General features: G+C 53.8%; 14 protein-coding genes and 1 riboswitch. Of the genes, 3 read left to right on the top strand and 11 right to left on the bottom strand.

Annotated features, from left to right (window positions below; genetic code table 11):
* Window positions 1-9: 9 nt before the first annotated feature.
* A riboswitch (purine riboswitch) is annotated at window positions 10-110 on the bottom strand.
* A 143-nt stretch (window positions 111-253) separates the two neighbouring features.
* The 4 genes from AC50Y3_RS23255 to AC50Y3_RS23270 form a co-directional block, all read right to left on the bottom strand.
* Window positions 254-424: a hypothetical protein gene (locus AC50Y3_RS23255; protein WP_494821107.1), complete on the bottom strand. Its 171-nt coding sequence runs from the start codon at window positions 422-424 to the stop codon at window positions 254-256.
* A gap of 30 nt (window positions 425-454) precedes the next feature.
* The gene (locus AC50Y3_RS23260) at window positions 455-601 is read right to left on the bottom strand and encodes a hypothetical protein (RefSeq protein WP_494821108.1); all 147 of its coding nucleotides are present in this window, start codon (window positions 599-601) and stop codon (window positions 455-457) included.
* Window positions 602-698: 97 nt separating this feature from the next.
* Window positions 699-1706, bottom strand: coding sequence for a Gfo/Idh/MocA family protein (locus AC50Y3_RS23265; protein WP_494821109.1), 1008 nt, complete (start codon window positions 1704-1706; stop codon window positions 699-701).
* Window positions 1703-2737 carry an alcohol dehydrogenase catalytic domain-containing protein gene (locus AC50Y3_RS23270; protein ID WP_494821110.1) on the bottom strand — a complete coding sequence of 345 codons (1035 nt, stop codon included), beginning with the start codon at window positions 2735-2737 and terminating at the stop codon, window positions 1703-1705. Before AC50Y3_RS23270 ends, AC50Y3_RS23265 begins: the two co-directional genes overlap by 4 nt.
* Before the next feature lie 198 nt (window positions 2738-2935).
* Between AC50Y3_RS23270 and AC50Y3_RS23275 the strand changes: the two genes are divergently transcribed.
* Window positions 2936-3820: a helix-turn-helix domain-containing protein gene (locus AC50Y3_RS23275; RefSeq protein ID WP_494821111.1), complete on the top strand. Its 885-nt coding sequence runs from the start codon at window positions 2936-2938 to the stop codon at window positions 3818-3820.
* Window positions 3821-4202: 382 nt separating this feature from the next.
* On the opposite strand, the gene AC50Y3_RS23280 is transcribed toward AC50Y3_RS23275, so the two are convergent.
* The 4 genes from AC50Y3_RS23280 to AC50Y3_RS23295 form a co-directional block, all read right to left on the bottom strand.
* Complete coding sequence (locus AC50Y3_RS23280; protein WP_494821112.1) at window positions 4203-4817, bottom strand: hypothetical protein; 615 nt, start codon at window positions 4815-4817, stop codon at window positions 4203-4205.
* Between the two features lie 56 nt (window positions 4818-4873).
* The gene (locus AC50Y3_RS23285) at window positions 4874-5956 is read right to left on the bottom strand and encodes a peptidylprolyl isomerase (RefSeq protein WP_494821113.1); all 1083 of its coding nucleotides are present in this window, start codon (window positions 5954-5956) and stop codon (window positions 4874-4876) included.
* 180 nt (window positions 5957-6136) lie between these two features.
* Entirely contained in the window at window positions 6137-7675 is a 1539-nt protein-coding gene (gene guaA / locus AC50Y3_RS23290; RefSeq protein WP_494821114.1) for a glutamine-hydrolyzing GMP synthase, read from the bottom strand.
* Window positions 7676-7847: 172 nt separating this feature from the next.
* Window positions 7848-8975, bottom strand: coding sequence for a ParM/StbA family protein (locus tag AC50Y3_RS23295; protein WP_494821115.1), 1128 nt, complete (start codon window positions 8973-8975; stop codon window positions 7848-7850).
* Window positions 8976-9189: 214 nt separating this feature from the next.
* Between AC50Y3_RS23295 and AC50Y3_RS23300 the strand changes: the two genes are divergently transcribed.
* Together AC50Y3_RS23300 and AC50Y3_RS23305 are read left to right on the top strand one after the other, a co-directional pair.
* Entirely contained in the window at window positions 9190-10194 is a 1005-nt protein-coding gene (locus AC50Y3_RS23300) for a peptidoglycan DD-metalloendopeptidase family protein (protein WP_494821116.1), read from the top strand.
* Window positions 10166-11638 (top strand): bactofilin family protein, encoded by a 1473-nt coding sequence (locus AC50Y3_RS23305; protein ID WP_494821117.1) that lies wholly within the window; start codon window positions 10166-10168, stop codon window positions 11636-11638. Before AC50Y3_RS23300 ends, AC50Y3_RS23305 begins: the two co-directional genes overlap by 29 nt.
* A gap of 55 nt (window positions 11639-11693) precedes the next feature.
* Here AC50Y3_RS23305 and AC50Y3_RS23310 read toward each other — a convergent pair whose 3' ends face one another.
* From AC50Y3_RS23310 to AC50Y3_RS23320, 3 genes are read right to left on the bottom strand one after another with little or no spacing between them, the layout of a single operon-like run.
* On the bottom strand, window positions 11694-14324 hold the full coding sequence (locus tag AC50Y3_RS23310) for a transglutaminase-like domain-containing protein (protein ID WP_494821118.1): 2631 nt from the start codon (window positions 14322-14324) through the stop codon (window positions 11694-11696).
* Window positions 14302-15819, bottom strand: coding sequence for a DUF58 domain-containing protein (locus AC50Y3_RS23315; RefSeq protein WP_494821119.1), 1518 nt, complete (start codon window positions 15817-15819; stop codon window positions 14302-14304). Before AC50Y3_RS23315 ends, AC50Y3_RS23310 begins: the two co-directional genes overlap by 23 nt.
* The gene (locus tag AC50Y3_RS23320) at window positions 15816-16865 is read right to left on the bottom strand and encodes an AAA family ATPase (RefSeq protein WP_494821120.1); all 1050 of its coding nucleotides are present in this window, start codon (window positions 16863-16865) and stop codon (window positions 15816-15818) included. The genes AC50Y3_RS23315 and AC50Y3_RS23320 overlap by 4 nt, the downstream gene beginning before the upstream one ends.
* Between the last annotated feature and the right edge of the window lie 58 nt (window positions 16866-16923).

The following is a 16923-nucleotide window of genomic DNA, read 5'->3' on the forward strand; positions in this document are numbered from 1 at the left end:
ATCGCAGCCTTACTTAGTCTTGCTTCTCGTAGACAGGTCATTTACGGTGACCTCGTAGAGACTCTCAAGCCGATTCTTGAGATTATACGAAAAGATATGCTGTTTCTGTTTGTATTGATCTGTGAACATTTTAGCGAGGAACTCCCGAGCCTGTCAATGGGAAACGTTTGCAAATTAGGTAATTGTCCTTATAAAGCGGAAAAGCATCCTTCCATTCTGCTTTCTCGCATGGTTCTGCTCGTCCACTACGAGGTTAATGGAATCGTTTCATCAGGTGATGGATTGCTGCCGATATCTTCTCTTTGCTTCGTTTTTCCGATTCGGCTTTTTCAAGCGCAAGCAGCCCTATGCTGTATCCCAGGATGGCTAGAGAAGCGGAAATTTTCGCAAGATCGTCTGCTGTAATCTGCTTTTGTTCCGGCATTAACGCAACGCTCCTTCTTTCATCATACTCTTATAATTCCTCTTTCTCTGTTCTGGCTTTCAGTACTGCAAGCAACCCAAATAGATCCCCGACAACTAAAATGATCGCCGCCCACAAAGCAAGGTCATCAGCAGATAATTCACTCAACTCATCTTTGGTCGTTGTTGCTCTCGCCATTTGGATTACCCCTTGTTCTTTAACTGATAGTAGCCTATGCACTACGGGCATTAGCCGCGTAGGCTACTGCCTTGAAGGGTAAAATTTAATCCGGCGATTAGTATCCAGATCCACGCGCGGTATCCATCTTAACTCGTCTTCCGCTCTCGAACGAGCGAATCGCCGCATCCGCAATTGCCAAGGCGCGATACCCGGCAGCGGCATGAATCGGAGGCTGCTGCCCAGCCATAAATGCTGCCAGCATAGCATCGACATGCTTGTCCATTGTGAGATGGAATTGGCGATCCGCATCATTGAAGTATCCTGCTTCCCAGGTCTCGCCCAGCTCACTCCCGGACGGATGGAACGTATACCTCTTGACGGTATCGTGAATCACGACCCGTCCCTTCGTACCGTCCAGTTCAACACGATGCGTGTCCGGATACGCATAAGAGGAATCATACGTTCCGATTAGACTGCCGACCGCGCCGCTGCTGAATTTCAGAGAAAGCGCGATGGTTCTGAAGCCTGCTTGAATCAAGTCGGACATCTCGGCAGACACCGCTTCAATCGGTCCGCATAGATGTTCCAGCATATCGAAACCGTGACACTGCGTCTCAATGAGGTTGGCATGCGGATGCGTGCTAGAACCTTCTCCTCCGAAACGCCAGGATGCAAAAGTCAGCTGCCCGAGTCTCCCCGCTTCGATCGCTTCGCGCGCCAATTGAACCGGTTTGGCGTATCGATGGTTGAAGTTAATCGCAAAAAACAACCCCCGTTTGTCCGCTTCGTTCAACAGAATATCCGCCTCTCTCAGGGAGAACACAAGCGGCTTTTCCACAAATAGCGGCACACCTGCCTGAATCACTTGAAGCGTCGTTTCAAAATGCCCCTGATTCGGTAAGCACAAACTGACCAGATCTGGCTGCTCCTTCTCCAGCATTACGGCAAGATCCGTATACGCCGCGGTATGAAATTGCTCGGCAGCCTTCATGGTCTTCTCCGGATTGCGTCCCACCAGTGCGCAGAACTGCACCTTCTCGTGGGCATCGAATATTCTGGCATGCTGTTTTCCCCAGCCGCCTGTACCGACAAGCGCTATTTTGACCCGTCTCGTCCCGCTCATTGTTCGATGATCACCTTCCCGGTATCGCCCCGGAAAAACAGCTCATACGCTTCTTGGAGTTGACTCAGCGGGAATCGGTGCGTAATGATTTGCTTCAGGTAAGGTAGATTCGCTAAGAGCCTTAGATGATTATCCTGCAAATCCTTGTACTGGAAATACTCGCTGCCAAGCACCGTCCGCTCCGTCGCGATCAAATCACCGGAAACCTGCAAATGCAGTTCCTCCCCATGCCCCACGCATACAAGCGCGCCGGGTTTGTTCAAACAATGAAGTGCGGCTTGTCGCGCAACCGTTCTGCCGCTGGTATCCACAGCCAGATCGACACCCTCAACCTGCATGGCATCCATTCGCTCGCGAATACGCTCACGGCCAAGATTAACCGGGATCGCCCCCATCTTCTCTGCCAATTGAAGGCGGTATTCATTGAAATCCATGATGAATACAGGCGTTTCCTCGCCAAGCAGCAAATTGATCATCGCCAGAACGCCAAGCCCAATTGGGCCGGCTCCCGCTATAACGGCAGAGCCGATGTTCGGAAGCACCTGAAGGCCGCGTTTGATCGCATGCCCGCCGGTTCCCATAATATCCAGAAGCATCGTCGCTTCCGCCATTGGGATCGATGGATCAATTTCAAAAAACACCTGTTCACTAATCAACATATAAGGCGCATAGCCGCCGTCATGCGAGAACCCGTAATCTGCGGATTTGCTCAGACACAGGTTGGTAAAGCCCGACTTGCAATTCCGGCATGAGCCGCAAAATCCCATTAGAAACACAACGCCGTGCGCTCCTTCGCGTACGGCAGTGCCCGCTCCCGCTGCAATGACAATGCCTGCAGCCTCATGGCCTGGCACGATATCGGTTCCATGCTGGAACTGCCCGCGATCCGAACCGCACAAGGCATTCGCCTTTACCTTCAGGAGCAGCTGCCCTGGACCGGGCACCGGAATTTCCTTTTCCCCGTATTCAATTCGTCCTCCCCCTGCAAAAATCGGAACCGTCATGGACCTCATTACACTCGTGTTCTCCATTGGCAGACAACCACTCCTTCGTTTGAAGTACGTCCCTTATGCTTGCGTAACCACTAACACATCTTTATTATTTTCGGGTGGCAGAAACACTCGTAATACGAATAATGATATAATATGGAACGAGATTTTCCTTGTAGGATTCGATGATCTTCTTGTCAAAAACACTTATTATAGCAAGCAATAGAAAGGACTTTGGGAATGGCAGTAAAGGATAATCCGCTGAGCTATCACGTCTCTCCCCATGTTCGGCTCTGTTACACTTTCGAGCGTTCCGACTTTGTACAAGGCCCGAGGAGGCTACTTGATTATCTGTTTCTTTATCTGGAGAAAGGGCGTTATGTGCTTACGATCGAGGGGAAGGAGCATGAGCTGCTGGAGGGAGAATTTGCACTCATTCAACCCGGATTGCTGTTTACGACACACGGATTCGGCGATTGCGTCGTCCCCAATGCGCATCTGGATTTCTTCTACAATCCGCTGCGTGAACAAAGCTTTGTCACCACGCCTGGGATGACGATTCTAACCAAATATTCCGAGCTGATGCAGCCTCGGCTTGATGAGCTGGGTCTGGCGCAGCTCCCGCCGATCATCGTTCCCGAGAATGCGAAGAAGCTGAAATATACCCTTATGCAAATGGTCGATAATTTCAAAAATCACGATGTGGTCAGCATGATTAAGGTGCAGCAATCAGCGTTGGAGCTGCTGGTACAGCTCATTGGCAGCAGCGGCCGCCAAAGTCCGGCGAGTGATTATTACGAGCATCGGTTCCGAGCACGCATGGAGGCTTATTTATCCTCCAATCTATCGGCGCCGCTCAATATCGCTGACATGGCCCAGCATATCGGCTACTCGGAATCCCATTTCTGCCTCATTTTTAAACAAGTTTTCGGCGAACCGCCGCACAGCTACCTCACCCGGATGAGAGTCGGTAAAGCCAAGGAGCTGCTGCGCACCACCGAGCTCCATCTGGAGCTGATCGCCGAATATTGCGGCTTCGCCAACGCCTCCCATTTCTCCAAAACCTTCAAACAGATCACGTCGATCACCCCAAGCGGTTATCGGCAAAGCTCGGAGGAGGAGTAGGATGGGGGAGTGATTCGCGCTCAACGAAAAACCAGCTAATACTTGTCAAGCATCCGAATGCCAACCGCTTATCAATCTCCGCACTACTCTAACGAATCGTAGAGGCCTTATTGAGGAGAAAAGGACTCCGCAATTATTCTAACGAACCGTAGAGACCTTATTGAGTCAAAATAGGTTGAAATGCATGGATTTTGGAGCAAATAAGACCTGAAGGATTTGTTAGAATTTCAAATGGCTGCTTTTTGTTTAAATAAGACCTGTACGATTCGTTAAAGTTATTGGGTAAGCCCTCGATGACGCCCGCTTGCCTCGAGTAATACGAAAAAACCCTCAATCCCCGCTTTAGGCGGAAATTGAGGGTTATACACATGTGATTGACCAGCTATTCCCCGTTTACATAGAGCTCTTGCCTTAGAAGAATGTTAAGCTTCTCCGGGGGGTTACAATGCGGATGATTCATGAAAATCTCTTGGGTTCTTCCTTTTATTTGATGCCCTTCTTCAGCGATTCCATCCACTAAAGCTTGTACCGAAGATTCGATCTGATCATAGCTTCCGGTATGTAATAATTGCGCGCAATAGCGCTTGGGGGCTGCCGTCAAAGAAAGATCGAAATCGAATCGATCAAGCCTATTCTTCAGCTCATGGACGGTGACGTGAAATAAATCATAGCTGATGTAATCCGGAACCCACATCATTGCCGTAAACTCCGTTTCCTCTTCACGCTCTGTTGTCCACGCCATTTCGATCGGCATTCTACTGAAATTTTTCCCTAGCTCCCGCACCGTGTGATACTTGACTCGATTGATGAACCGGCCCATTGTCCAAACCTCTTTATACTCATGCATCCTGTAAATATCCCGATCACCGGATCCCGAAGCAACCAAGTATTGCATCTGAGGGAGTTGATAATAATTGATGGTCTTGTCCCTCAAAGAATAGTACGTTTTGTTTGATCTTCTGACATCTTCTCTTACCACTTCAGATCTGGGAATCATGCTAGTTGGCCCCTTTACATGTAGTTGCAATCGAATCGTACAGGTTATATCCGCTATTACTTTCCTTTAAGCGTATTCGTAATTTGCGCCTTGGATTTTAGCTCAGCCAGCAATACAGGGGAAAGTTCGGCAACCTGCTGGCTAACGAGCTGTTCGCGGATTTCAGCTTTCTTCTCATCAAGCGTCGCTGCTTTCGCTGCCTTATGGTCGGTTACTTTGATGATGTGATACCCATACTCCGACTTGATCGGCCCACCAAGCTCCCCAACCTTAAGCGAGAATGCTGCTTGCTCAAACTCAGGGACCATTGCCCCTTTGCCGAAGAAACCAAGATCACCGCCGGCATTGGCACTGCCTGTGTCTGTTGATTTTTCCTTCGCCAGCTTCGCAAAATCCGCGCCTGCCTTCGACTGCTTCATAATTTCGTCCGCTTCTGCTTTCGTGGAGACCAAAATATGCGATGCTTTCACCTGCTCCGGCTCATCGAACTCTGCTTTATTTGCCTCGAAGAATTGTTTCACATCTGCGTCAGTCACCTTTACGCGCGGCTCTACAAGCTTGCGAATGCGAAGCTGCATCGGCGTTTGCCTCTTCAAATCGTCGAGCGTCATGCCTGCTTGCTGCAGCGCAGTCTGAAAATCCGATTCAGACGGGAAGCGCTTCTTGATCTTCGCGATTTCCGCATCCACATCTTGCTCACTGATCGTGATCCCTTCCTTCTTCGCCTCTTGATTAACCAGCTCTTCCTGAATCAGGTTGTCCAACGTCTGCGCCCCGCCAATCGTAGCCATTGCATCGTACAGTTTGTTTTTGGTAATGGCCACTCCATTAACTGAACCGACCGCTTCATTGCCAGCATCGCCTAACGGAGACTTATCGGGCTTGCTCGTAATCATGACTGAATTCGAAGCCGCATTGTAGTTCACATTTGCACCGAGCATCTCCGCCGCGGAACGGATCGGAACGTAAGTAACCCCCTTGATAGATACTGGCTCAACCGTTGATTTTTTACCATTTACGATCAAGCTCATTTTCGTTGCGGCATACGCTCCAGCACCTGCCGCGAGCGTCATCCCCACTACAATCAATGCCGTTATTCCCACTCTTCGAGATAGGATGCTGCCTTTAGCTTTTCTCACAAAAATAAACCCCCCGCCAGAATTATCCTCGATAATCTAAATGATTCCTACTAGGATTCTATATCATCGCTTTGGATATATAAACCATTCGATTAGAAGATTGATTTTGCGGGCATAAAAAATACCCCCTTCATTTGCTGAACTACGCAAATAAAAGAGGGTACTTTTACTAATTCCAGCCTATTCCCACTCGATTGTAGCAGGCGGCTTCGATGTTACGTCATAAACGATACGGTTGACGTTATCCACTTCGTTAACGATACGTACCGAGATTTTCTCTAGTACGTTCCATGGAATACGCGCCCAGTCTGCTGTCATGCCGTCGATGGAAGTAACGGCGCGGATACCGACCGTGTACGAATACGTACGCGCATCGCCCATTACGCCAACGCTCTTCATGTTCGGCAGCGCTGTGAAGTACTGCCAAATTTCGCGGTCAAGACCTGCTTTGGCAATCTCATCGCGCAGAATCGCATCGGAATCGCGAACGATCTTCAGCTTGTCTTCCGTAACTTCGCCAAGCACGCGGATTGCAAGACCCGGACCCGGGAAAGGCTGGCGCCATACGATCGCTTCAGGCAGACCGCATTCTTCGCCGACTTTACGAACCTCATCCTTGAACAACGTTTTAAGCGGTTCAACGAGCTTGAATTTAATATCTTCAGGCAAGCCGCCGACATTGTGATGCGACTTGATCGTTTGTGCTGTAGCCGTACCGCTCTCAACGATATCGGTGTAAAGCGTGCCTTGTGCCAAGAATTCGAAATCGTCGAATTTCGCAGACTCCTCTTGGAACACGTAAATGAACTCGTTGCCGATGATTTTGCGCTTCTGCTCCGGATCGTCTACGCCTTTCAGCTTGCCCATGAAGCGCTCTTTGGCATCGATCTTGACAACCTTCATATCGAACTTGCCTACGAACGTTTCCATAACGCCTTCTGCTTCGTCTTTACGCAGCAAGCCGTGGTCGATGAACATACAAGTCAGCTGGTCGCCGATTGCTTTGTGCAGCAGGATCGCTACAACAGAGGAATCCACGCCGCCGGACAGGGCGCAAAGCACTTTGCCATTGCCCACTTGCGCACGGATATCGCGGATCGTGTCCTCAATAAACGTGGTCATGCTCCAGTTGCCTTCGCAGCCGCACACGTTGTAGAGGAAGTTGCGAATCATTTCGTTCCCTTGTACGGAGTGGCGTACTTCCGGGTGGAATTGTACGGCGAAAATTTTGCGATCCGGGTTACTCATCGCCGCGATTGGCGCATGGTCCGTGCTCGCATCAACGCGGAAGCCTGTTGGCAATTCCACAACGTGGTCGCCGTGGCTCATCCATACGGTTTGGCTGCTGCCCAGATCTTTCACGAGCTCGCTGCCCGCGATGAACTCGACATCAGCTTTACCGTATTCGCGTTTGCCTGCGCGCTCAACTTTACCGTCGAGCTGGTGCGCGATCAACTGCATGCCGTAGCAAATGCCGAAAATTGGCAAACCCAGATCATAAATCGCAGGATCTACAAGCGGCGATTTCTCCTCATACACACTTGCGGGTCCACCCGAGAACACGATGCCTTTCGGCTGCAGCTCGCGGATCCGTTCCACCGAAGTATTGTATGGCAGCAATTCGCTGTACACGCCTAAATCCCGGATACGTCTTGCAATTAACTGGTTGTACTGTCCGCCGAAATCGAGGACGACGATCATTTCATTTGGCTTGTCCACTTTTTTAAAGCCTCCCTCAAATCATTGTGTCAATTATATATAGGCGCTAAGGGACAGTCAAGGCGAATGGGGTGAATGCGATGAGGATATGGTGAACAGTTGAGCCGTCGCCTCTAAAATAAAAAACCGAGCCGCCTTCGACAGGCGGCTCGGCTCTATTCAAGCGAAATAGCTACTCTTGCTCGGTTGTTGCTGCAACTGCTGTTGTAGCTGCGATTGCTTGGTTCGTTTTGTTTTTGGCCAGCTTCAGGTAGCCGTATACGTTCTGGAATTCGCTGTCGTTCACGAAACGAAGGCGAACGGAACCAGCCTCTTCGTTAATGTACTCGCGCAGTGCGGACGCTCCGCCGCCAAGTACATAGAAGCACTGAATATCAGGGTTCTTCTTCCAACGCTTCAGAATCAGATCCAGCACTTTATTGGCAGCGCGGTTGAAGTAGTTGTCCACAATCGGACGGATATCCGCCTGACCTTCGCCAATCCGCTGAATGATATAGTCGCGGTTCTTGATCCGTTGGATTAGCTTCGTGCGGCTCGGGAAACGGTGGCCGAACTGATCTTCCACGTCACGGATGATATTGTCCAGGTAGCCGGCAAGGCCGAATTGCTCGCCCGTGCTGAACTGGTTGTCGATGCTCATCCGTTTAATGACCGGGAAATCCGTCGTGAGCGCGCCCATTTCGCAAATCCCGATGCAGCCGTAGTACAGCTCCTCGTTCTTCACGGTCAGGTTGTCGTGTGTTGCCATATGGAACAGCGCCGCTGCGCCTTCAATGGAAACAACCGCGCGTTTGATAATGACGCGAATGGAGCGACCGCGCAGCTTCGGCGTGGAAAGGAAGGTCACCTCATGCTCGCCTACAAGGCGCTCCTCGAAAGTTTTGTGAAACCCTGCATATGTACGTACCGGCAAACCCGTTCCCACAATATACTCTACCGCTTGCGTCGTTTGTCCTTCTACCGGCTCATAGGTTTGACTAGTCAGCCCCGCATAAGCAAGCGCTGTCAGCGCCACGATCAACGCTTGATCACTGGTCCCTTTGTTATCCGTCTCTTCGAGCTCCGAAATATCCTGGTCTTCCATCGCCAGCAAGCCTACGAAGTAGCGCTGGTTGTTCTTTTTCAATTTAGGGCTGTATACGCGCACGTCCAGTGCTTTTAGCGGTGAATCCTCATCTTGAAAAATATGACGCTCATAGCCCGGGGAGAGGATGCTCGGGACAACAATCGGCTCCGATGCTCCATCAACCACCAGCTTTACACTATCATTTCCTACGTCAATGCCTGCAATTTTAATCACAAGAGTGCCTCCGTTCAATGTCTTAGCCTTTTTCCGCTGATAAGGAGTTTCAATTCGCTATATTGCGACAAAATCCTTTTTTATCATTCTTTTTTCCCTACGTCTAAGTTTTTGCTGTCGATCTGCCGAAATAGTTCGGTGTGTATGTTTTTTTGCTCCGCCTTTAGTCGCATGAAAACGTTCGTTCAAAGCAAACAACTTCGAGGAGGTAAGCATGAAACTTTTACCGCGCAACACCCATTTCACCTTTCTTGTCTTACCAGACGGCAGCAAGCCAGCGCTGCGGTTTCGGGTTTCCACCGCCCTGTTGCTGGTGATTCCCATCCTAGTTTCCTTGCTGATTGTGATAGCATCAACGCTATACCTACTTCATGAACGCAGCAGTCGTCAGCTGGAACAGCTTCATCTGCAGCTCGTTTCCGAATCCCAAGCCCATCAAGATCAGCTGGCAGTCAAAGAAGCGCGTATTATGAAGCTCCAAACCGATCTGGTTCAACTGGCCCAGCAGGCGGATGCCGTAGACGCCCGCATGGAAGAGCTGAGCAAGCTGGAATCCGATATGAAATCACTCGTCGGCCTCTCTCCCGACAAATCAACGAAGGAAGCAGACGGCGATGGCGTCGGGGGCGAGCAGCTGGACGCAACCGATGAGGATATCCAAGGACTCATAGACCAGACCAAATCGTTCTATTCTTCTATCGGCGGCGAAATCAGCGAATTGAAGAACAGACTGACCTCCACTACTAAAGAGGTGCAAAAAAAGAAGCAAGTGCTTCGGCTCACGCCTACCTATTGGCCTACGGAATCGGAGCGCATTACCTCTTTGTTCGGGGTTCGTATTGACCCTTTCACGAACCATCCCGGCGTACATAAAGGCATGGACATAGCCGGCAAAACAGGCGACTCCGTATTTGCAGCGGCAGATGGCATCGTACAAGAAACCGGATATATGTCGGAACGCGGGAATTACATTGTCGTCTCTCACAAGAACGGCATTGCTACGAAATATATGCATTTGAACAAGGTACTGGCGCAAGAAGGCGACCGCGTAGATCAAGGGGATCTGATCGGTTTGCTTGGTTCAACGGGCCGCAGCACGGGACCGCATCTTCATTTTGAAGTGATGAAGTACGGGGTGTCTGTCGATCCAAAACCATATTTGAAAATGGGGATAAAGGGGATGCCAACTGATGTTCAATTGGAAGAAAGACAAGATTAGCTCCAAGCTGACCGACACGTTCATCGGGGAAGGTACGATTGTTGAAGGCAGTATCCGTTCTGCGGGCGGCGTTCGCTTGGAAGGACAGCTGCGCGGAGATATATCCTGTGACGGCGATGTCGTCGTGGGAGAAAGCGGTTTTGCCGTATCGAATATTACCGCGCGCAATGTCATTCTTGCAGGACAAGTCACGGGCAATGTCCATATCACAGGTAAATTGACCATCTCCTCCACAGGCAAACTATATGGCGACATGACTGCGGCTACGCTGACGATCGAAGACGGCGGCCTGTTCCAAGGAAAAAGCACTATGGATCAGGACGAGCCTGCAGTTAACCCTGCCGAGCGCAGAAGCGGAATTGAACGACGCAGCGGGAACAGCGGAAACTATACAGGTGTCGAGCGACGCAGCGGATACGACCGCAGAGATATGGTGGTTGGCGCCGACGGGGCAGTTGTGTGGGCCGCTCCTAAAAAAATCAGCTACCGCGCTATTGAGAAGCCGAATGCAGCAGATGAAGCAGCCGGTAACGAGGGCGGTGCAACTGAGAGTAAAGAAGGCAATGAGTCGTCGAATCGTGATCCGCTCCGGGAAAGCGGTAAAGCATTCATATCCAGCATCAGCGGGAGCAGTAAGACGGTAAGTGCTTCTGATGATGCGTTGCTGGTTGATCAGGATGCGGGTAGAGGGCAAGACCGGACCGTTCAGGCTGAAAGCATTCATGAAGACCAAACGCGGAATCGATCAGGGCAAAATGAGTCATTCAGCCCAGTGAACACGAGAATTAACGAAGGTGTTAACGAGGCGGAGCGCGCTGCTTTGAGCGGGATGATTTTGGCCGATGTCACTGCCGCCGCTCAGGGGCAAAGCGAGGCAGCTGCCGGGTCGGAGTTTGTGAGTGAGCACTCAGAGCTGATGGATGAGGACTCCGTAAGTGCGGTGGACTTGGTGTTGGATGCCGGGAGCTTCGTGAGCGATAGTCGGAGTGCGGAGAGCTTAGCGGATGAGAGGGCAATTGCGGAGTTCAGCGATAACGCGAGCGTGGTTGTAAACGAGGTCAGCACTGAAGTTGGTGTTGATGAGGTATTCGCTCAAGCGGAAGCCGTGGTTGAAACAGCGCCTGATGAAGCAGTTGTTGAAGCGGTAAGTGAAGAAGAAGCGGTTGTTGAAGCGGTAATTAAAGAAGATAGCGTTTTAACGGACTCCACAGTTGAAGCGAACTCAGCTTTTGCCACTGCAACTAACGATGTAACGGCTGTGAACGCTAATAAAGGTTCGGAACCGTTAAATCCTGCTGGCAACGTGTATAGCTATGGCTTCGAGGAACGCGCGAATGGTAACACTTCGACTAATGAACCTGCGCAAGCGGAACGTGATTCTTATCAAAATCAATCCAGCAGTCGCAGTGCTGCGGAAGCCGCGGCGCTGCTCAAAAACTGGTAAGCAGCCGCATAGATACAGAAAAACCCGCCAAGGCAATTGGCGGGTATTTGTATGTCTACGTTTGGCGCGCTTGCAAACCCGCGACAAGCACGGTCATTTGCTGAAGCGTTGGCTGATTGTGCCAATGAGCGTCATAACGCGCCGCTTCATCCCAGCGCACAAATTCAGCGACCAGCTTCGCGGTTTCCGGCGGGAGGCCGGGCAGCGCCTCCGCCGCGAATTCGCGCGTGGTGCGGTGAAGCGGCTTCGCACCGCACCTGTTGTACAGCTCGCGCCAGCAGGCATCCGCGAGCTGAAGGAAGTGTCCGCGGGCCGCGGTATGCCGGCCCGCTTGAAGCGCGCTGCCATAGCGGCGCAGCGCGCTTCCGAACGCGAAGCGTTCGCTCTTGCGCCGCCGCGCAGCCGCCAGGGCGAGCCCGGCGGCGCCGGTGGCGCTCGCGGCTAGCGCGGCCATGGCCCACGGCTTCGCCGCCATGGCGCCTTGCGCCGCTTGCGCGAGGGCATGCGCCCCGCGCTGCGCGGCATCGGAGGCATGCTGCGCCGCCGCCTGCAGCTGCGCTGCCAAGCGCACCGCCAGCGCGCGGGCGGCGCTGGTTGCGGCTTCGCCGCCAGCCGCAGCCCCGGCGGCGCCACCCGCGCCTGCGGCTGTTCCCGGCTGCGCCCCATTGCCTGCCCCGGCAGGCGTCAATGAGGCTTCGCCGGCGGCACCGCTGCCCGGTGCCGCAAAACCCGGCGTCGGCTCAAACGGCAGCCAGCCGACGCCCGGGAAAAAGACCTCCACCCAAACGTGTGCATCACTTGCACGCACGGTGTACAAGCCCGCTGGACCGCCGGCTGTAGTCTCGACGGCCTCGCCTGGGGCAAAGCCTTTGACGTACCGCGCGGGAATCCCTTGCGTCCGCAGCATAACGGTCATCGCCGATGCAAAATGAACACAATACCCTTGCTGCTGGCGGAACAGAAAGTCGTCGACAAAGTCAGCCCCATCAGCGGGAACCGACGACTGCAGCGAGTATGCATAGTGGCTGCGCAAGTACGCTGCGATAGCCTCCACCTGATCGTAGCGATTCGCCGGATTCCCGGCATCCGCAACAATCTGCGAAGCCAGCTCGCCGACTCGCGCAGGCAATTCCTTAGGAAGCTGCGTATACGCATCCTCAAGCGCTACCGTCTCAATAAAAGCGCGCGACCCCGCTGCCTCCGTCCTTTTTCCTGTGTTCTCGCTCCCCGAATTACTCGAACCTGCCCTTGAATCAGCCCCGCTTCCCGCACTCCCCTCAGCTCCACCAGCCACAGGCTCCACATTCGCAGAAAGCTTCCTCAGCTCATCCAGTCCCAGCTTCGGCAGCTCCGCGGCTACCGTGTAACTGACGACCCGATCGTTCTCGTCGATCGGATAGAGCGCTCCTGTCGCCGCATCGCGCCGATAGCCGGCCGTTTCGCCGTCCAGCATCCGAATCGCGCTAATTTTCGCCTCCGCACCGCCTGCCAGAAGAGGCCATCCTGCCGTCGGATGAACAGCCGTTATCGTTTGCACCAACAAACGCGCGTCTTCTTCCGCTTCGTAGGTGGATACATTCAGCGTGAGCCAATCATGAACATTTTGCACCCAGCCTTTGCCGGTATAGTCGGATTTGCTTTCGCCGCGCAAGTAGGTCGCTTCCTTCGAAGCCACGGTGAATAGAACCGAACGATCCTGTGTTAGCGGCCCACCCAGCACCCGGTCATCAAGCCCATAGCCGGTTATGCCGGAGTCACCGAATCCTGCAGCAGCCATCGCTTCCTCCGCAGTTGTAACGCGATCACCGCGCCCCGCTCCTCCACTCTGATGGTCGAGCAGCTTCTGCTGTCCCCAATCTACAGCTTCCGCAGCCCAGGGCGCAGGTTCATTCGGTGTCTGTCTCGCTAAACTCCATACAGCGCCAATGCCGACTGCCAGTATAAGAACAACCAGCCACGCTGAGCCGTTCCACCAAGGGAGCGACCAACCTGCCATTTGATGGTTGCCATCATTTTTCGCTCGAACAAACAGATTGGACCCCATTAAACGCTCCATCCGAGGCACTGTTACCAGCGCACTGAGCAGGAGCCCTTCCGCAAGCGCGCGCATTAGATTCGGAAACACCTGCAGACCCAGAAAACCATACAGCATCAGCAGATACACCGCCGTCAGCGCAGCAAGCCCCAGCCCCCACTGCCTAAGCCACACGAGGGATTGCAGCGCCAGCGCCATCATGCCAAGTCCACTGACAAGGAGCACGGTTCGCATTTCTCCGCTCAGCACGATTTTTCCCTGAAGCAATTGGCCAAAATCATGCGTGAACGCATGCACAAACCCGATCAGCGCATCGTACCCCGAAGCATATTGACCTTGAAACAGAACAAGGACCGTTCCCGCAGTAATCACGCTATTGAGCACAATCGATAACCACGTCGGAGGCACAAACAGACCGACAGCGAGAAACAGGCCGACCGTCGCCAGCAGCGGCTCAACCTGATACAGCTCCGTGTATTCCTTCAGCTGCGCAAGCGGGAGAAGCCATTCGATGATCAGCCCAAACAGCAGCAAGCTCGTTACGAGCCGGCGCGATCCCATTTGAAAAAAATCCAGTCCCGTCCGTTCTCTCTGCCGCCTCGATAGCTGCGCGCCGCTGTCATCGTTGTTAGCTGCTTGCTGTGCTGACATCCATGACGCCTCCTTCCCTATTCGTGGTCATACTGAGTTCCGCCATAACCGGTATTTGCTTGCGGTAGGACAGAGGAACAGGCAGCGCCTTTACGCTGCAGTCCGTGCCTTGAAGCCGCGCACGCCAGTTCATTTCCGCCGGAGCCGCCTCGGTCTCTGCAAAAGAAAGCAGCAGCACCAGCTTCACGCCCCGTACAGCCGCGAGTTTAGCGCCGTAGAATACATTTTCCGAAGCACTGGATTCCCTTGCAACAGCGCCGGCCCCCTTCGTACCCGCAGTCAAACAAATTAGCGCCGAGCCGCGAGGCATTCCCGCCACAGCGTCAGAGAGACACTGGGACAGCGGCTTCCGAGACGAAAGCCCCCATTGCAAGCGGGCCAGCTTCTCCTCCGCAGCCAGAAGTGTACTTCTCTCCCCAGTGCGCACGATAAGCTCCAATTCCTCTGTAGTCAGCAAAACAACGCTTTTCCCTTCTCTGACCGCCTGCCTCATCACGAGCACCGCACGTCCGACATGGGCATCGAACAACCGCATGTCACCGCCATAAGCGGATTTTGACGTGTCCAGCAGCACAATGAGCTGCCCCGCCTCTTCCGCATTGCTGATCCGCGTCTGCATGCCGAGCCCTCTGGCCATCGCACGCCAATCGACTCGCCTTGGCGAATCGCCGGGGATATAGCTTCGCACATCCGGACCCGCTCCGCCTCGGCTTGCACGCGCAGCAGCCGTTATCATCTGGCCGCCAAGCGACGCGATTGGCTGACGTTCACCGCTCTTCGCACTAGGACGGAAACCCGGCAAGTCTGCAAAAGCTTCCCCAGCCGGCGCCATCGCATGAACAAGCAGTCCACCCGGACACGCCACTCCGAATTTACGAACCGTCAAACCCAGCATATCCCCTGCCGAAACTAGCATCGGGCTGAATTTGAACTCACCGCGCCGCAGTCCCCGAACCGAATAACGAATATGGAATACACGCTTAAATCCAGGCAGAAAAGCATACTCCACCTTTAATCCCTTCCCAGACTGCGCGGTATCGGGCACGATGACTTCGCTCATCCCCAGCCACATGAAAGGCACGGGTCTGCTAAGCCGCAGCGTTAGCATCACCTGCATATCCCCGCCGTCGAACAGTCCGTCAGCATCCGCTATCGACCGCTCAACCGTAATTTTCCCTACCGCCATGTATGGCAAAATAATGCAGCAAAACGCCACCGCCGCCGTCACCGTAGCTAGCAGCCACTCCACTGCGCCCCCTCGCGCATGCAGCGCCGCCATGCTGGCGCCAAGCAGCAGAATCAGCACGGCGCGCGCCACAAACCGGCTGCGCAGCCTTACCCCTTCGCCCCACTCTACAGGTGCTGCCTTTTCCAGCCCTGCCTGGCCAGGTCCTGTCTGTCCTGTCTGTCCCGCCAGTCCTCGTCCTTGCCCTGTCTGACTTTGCCCCTTGCCTTGCCCTGTCTCGCCCGGCCCCGATTGCTCCGCCCGTTTCATCGCCGCCGCCCGCCATCGCCGGACGGAATCGGAATCGGCTGCGCCGACATAATCGCTCCCAGCACCGCTGCGGCGGTTTTCCCGCGCACCAGCGCTTCGTCGCGCACGAGCAATCGATGTGCAAGCACATGCTCCGCCGTTTGCTTCAGGTCATCCGGCACGACAAAACGCCGCCCGCCGATATACGCCGTTGCCTGAGCTGCGCGCACCCAGTCCAGCGTTGCCCGCGGACTCGCGCCAAGCAGCAGCTCCTGCGAGGTTCTGGTCGCGCCGACAATGTGAACCGCATAGGCCATTAGCGCCGGATGAACATGGACGGACAGCGCATCCCGCTGCATCCGCAGCCATTCCTCCGGTATGATAACCGGACGCAGCGATTCCGGATGCAGACGTTGTTCGGTTTTCCCTTCCAGCATCGCAATCTCATCCTCCGCTGCCGGATAGCCGATCGACAGCCGCATCATAAACCGGTCAAGCTGCGCCTCGGGGAGCGGATACGTGCCGTCGTCGCGCAGCGGGTTTTGCGTCGCGAGCAGCATGAACGGCTGCGGCAGCAGTCTCGTTTCCCCATCTGCCGAAACACTCCGCTCTTCCATCGCTTCAAGCAGCGCGGACTGCGTACGCGGAGGCGTCCGGTTGATTTCGTCCGCTAGCACGACATTCGCCATCAGCGGCCCTTGCCGGAATACGAGCTCGCCTCGTTTGCCATCCCAAATCATGCCGCCGACCACATCGGCAGGCTGCATATCCGAAGTAAACTGAATGCGGCGGAACTCGCCTCCCATTACGCGGGCAATGGCCCGTACGAGAAGGGTTTTGCCGACGCCCGGTACATCCTCAAGCAGCACATGCCCGCCGGCAAGCAACGCGCTGAACACCTGCGTGACAACTTCTTTCTTGCCTAGCAGTACGCTATTGACTCTAGCCATCATGAGCTGCAAGGATTGCTGCGCAGCCTCCGGCCATGCATCCTGCTGCAGAACCTTACCCTCGGACTCCGCCACCCTGCTGCCATACGGCTGCTCCGACATTTGTTTCGGTATCATTTGAGCTTCATCTCCTACTCTTTCAACCTATGAATTCCTCTAGTTGATAGTTTCGCCA

This window comes from Paenibacillus sp. J22R98, assembly GCF_059383835.1.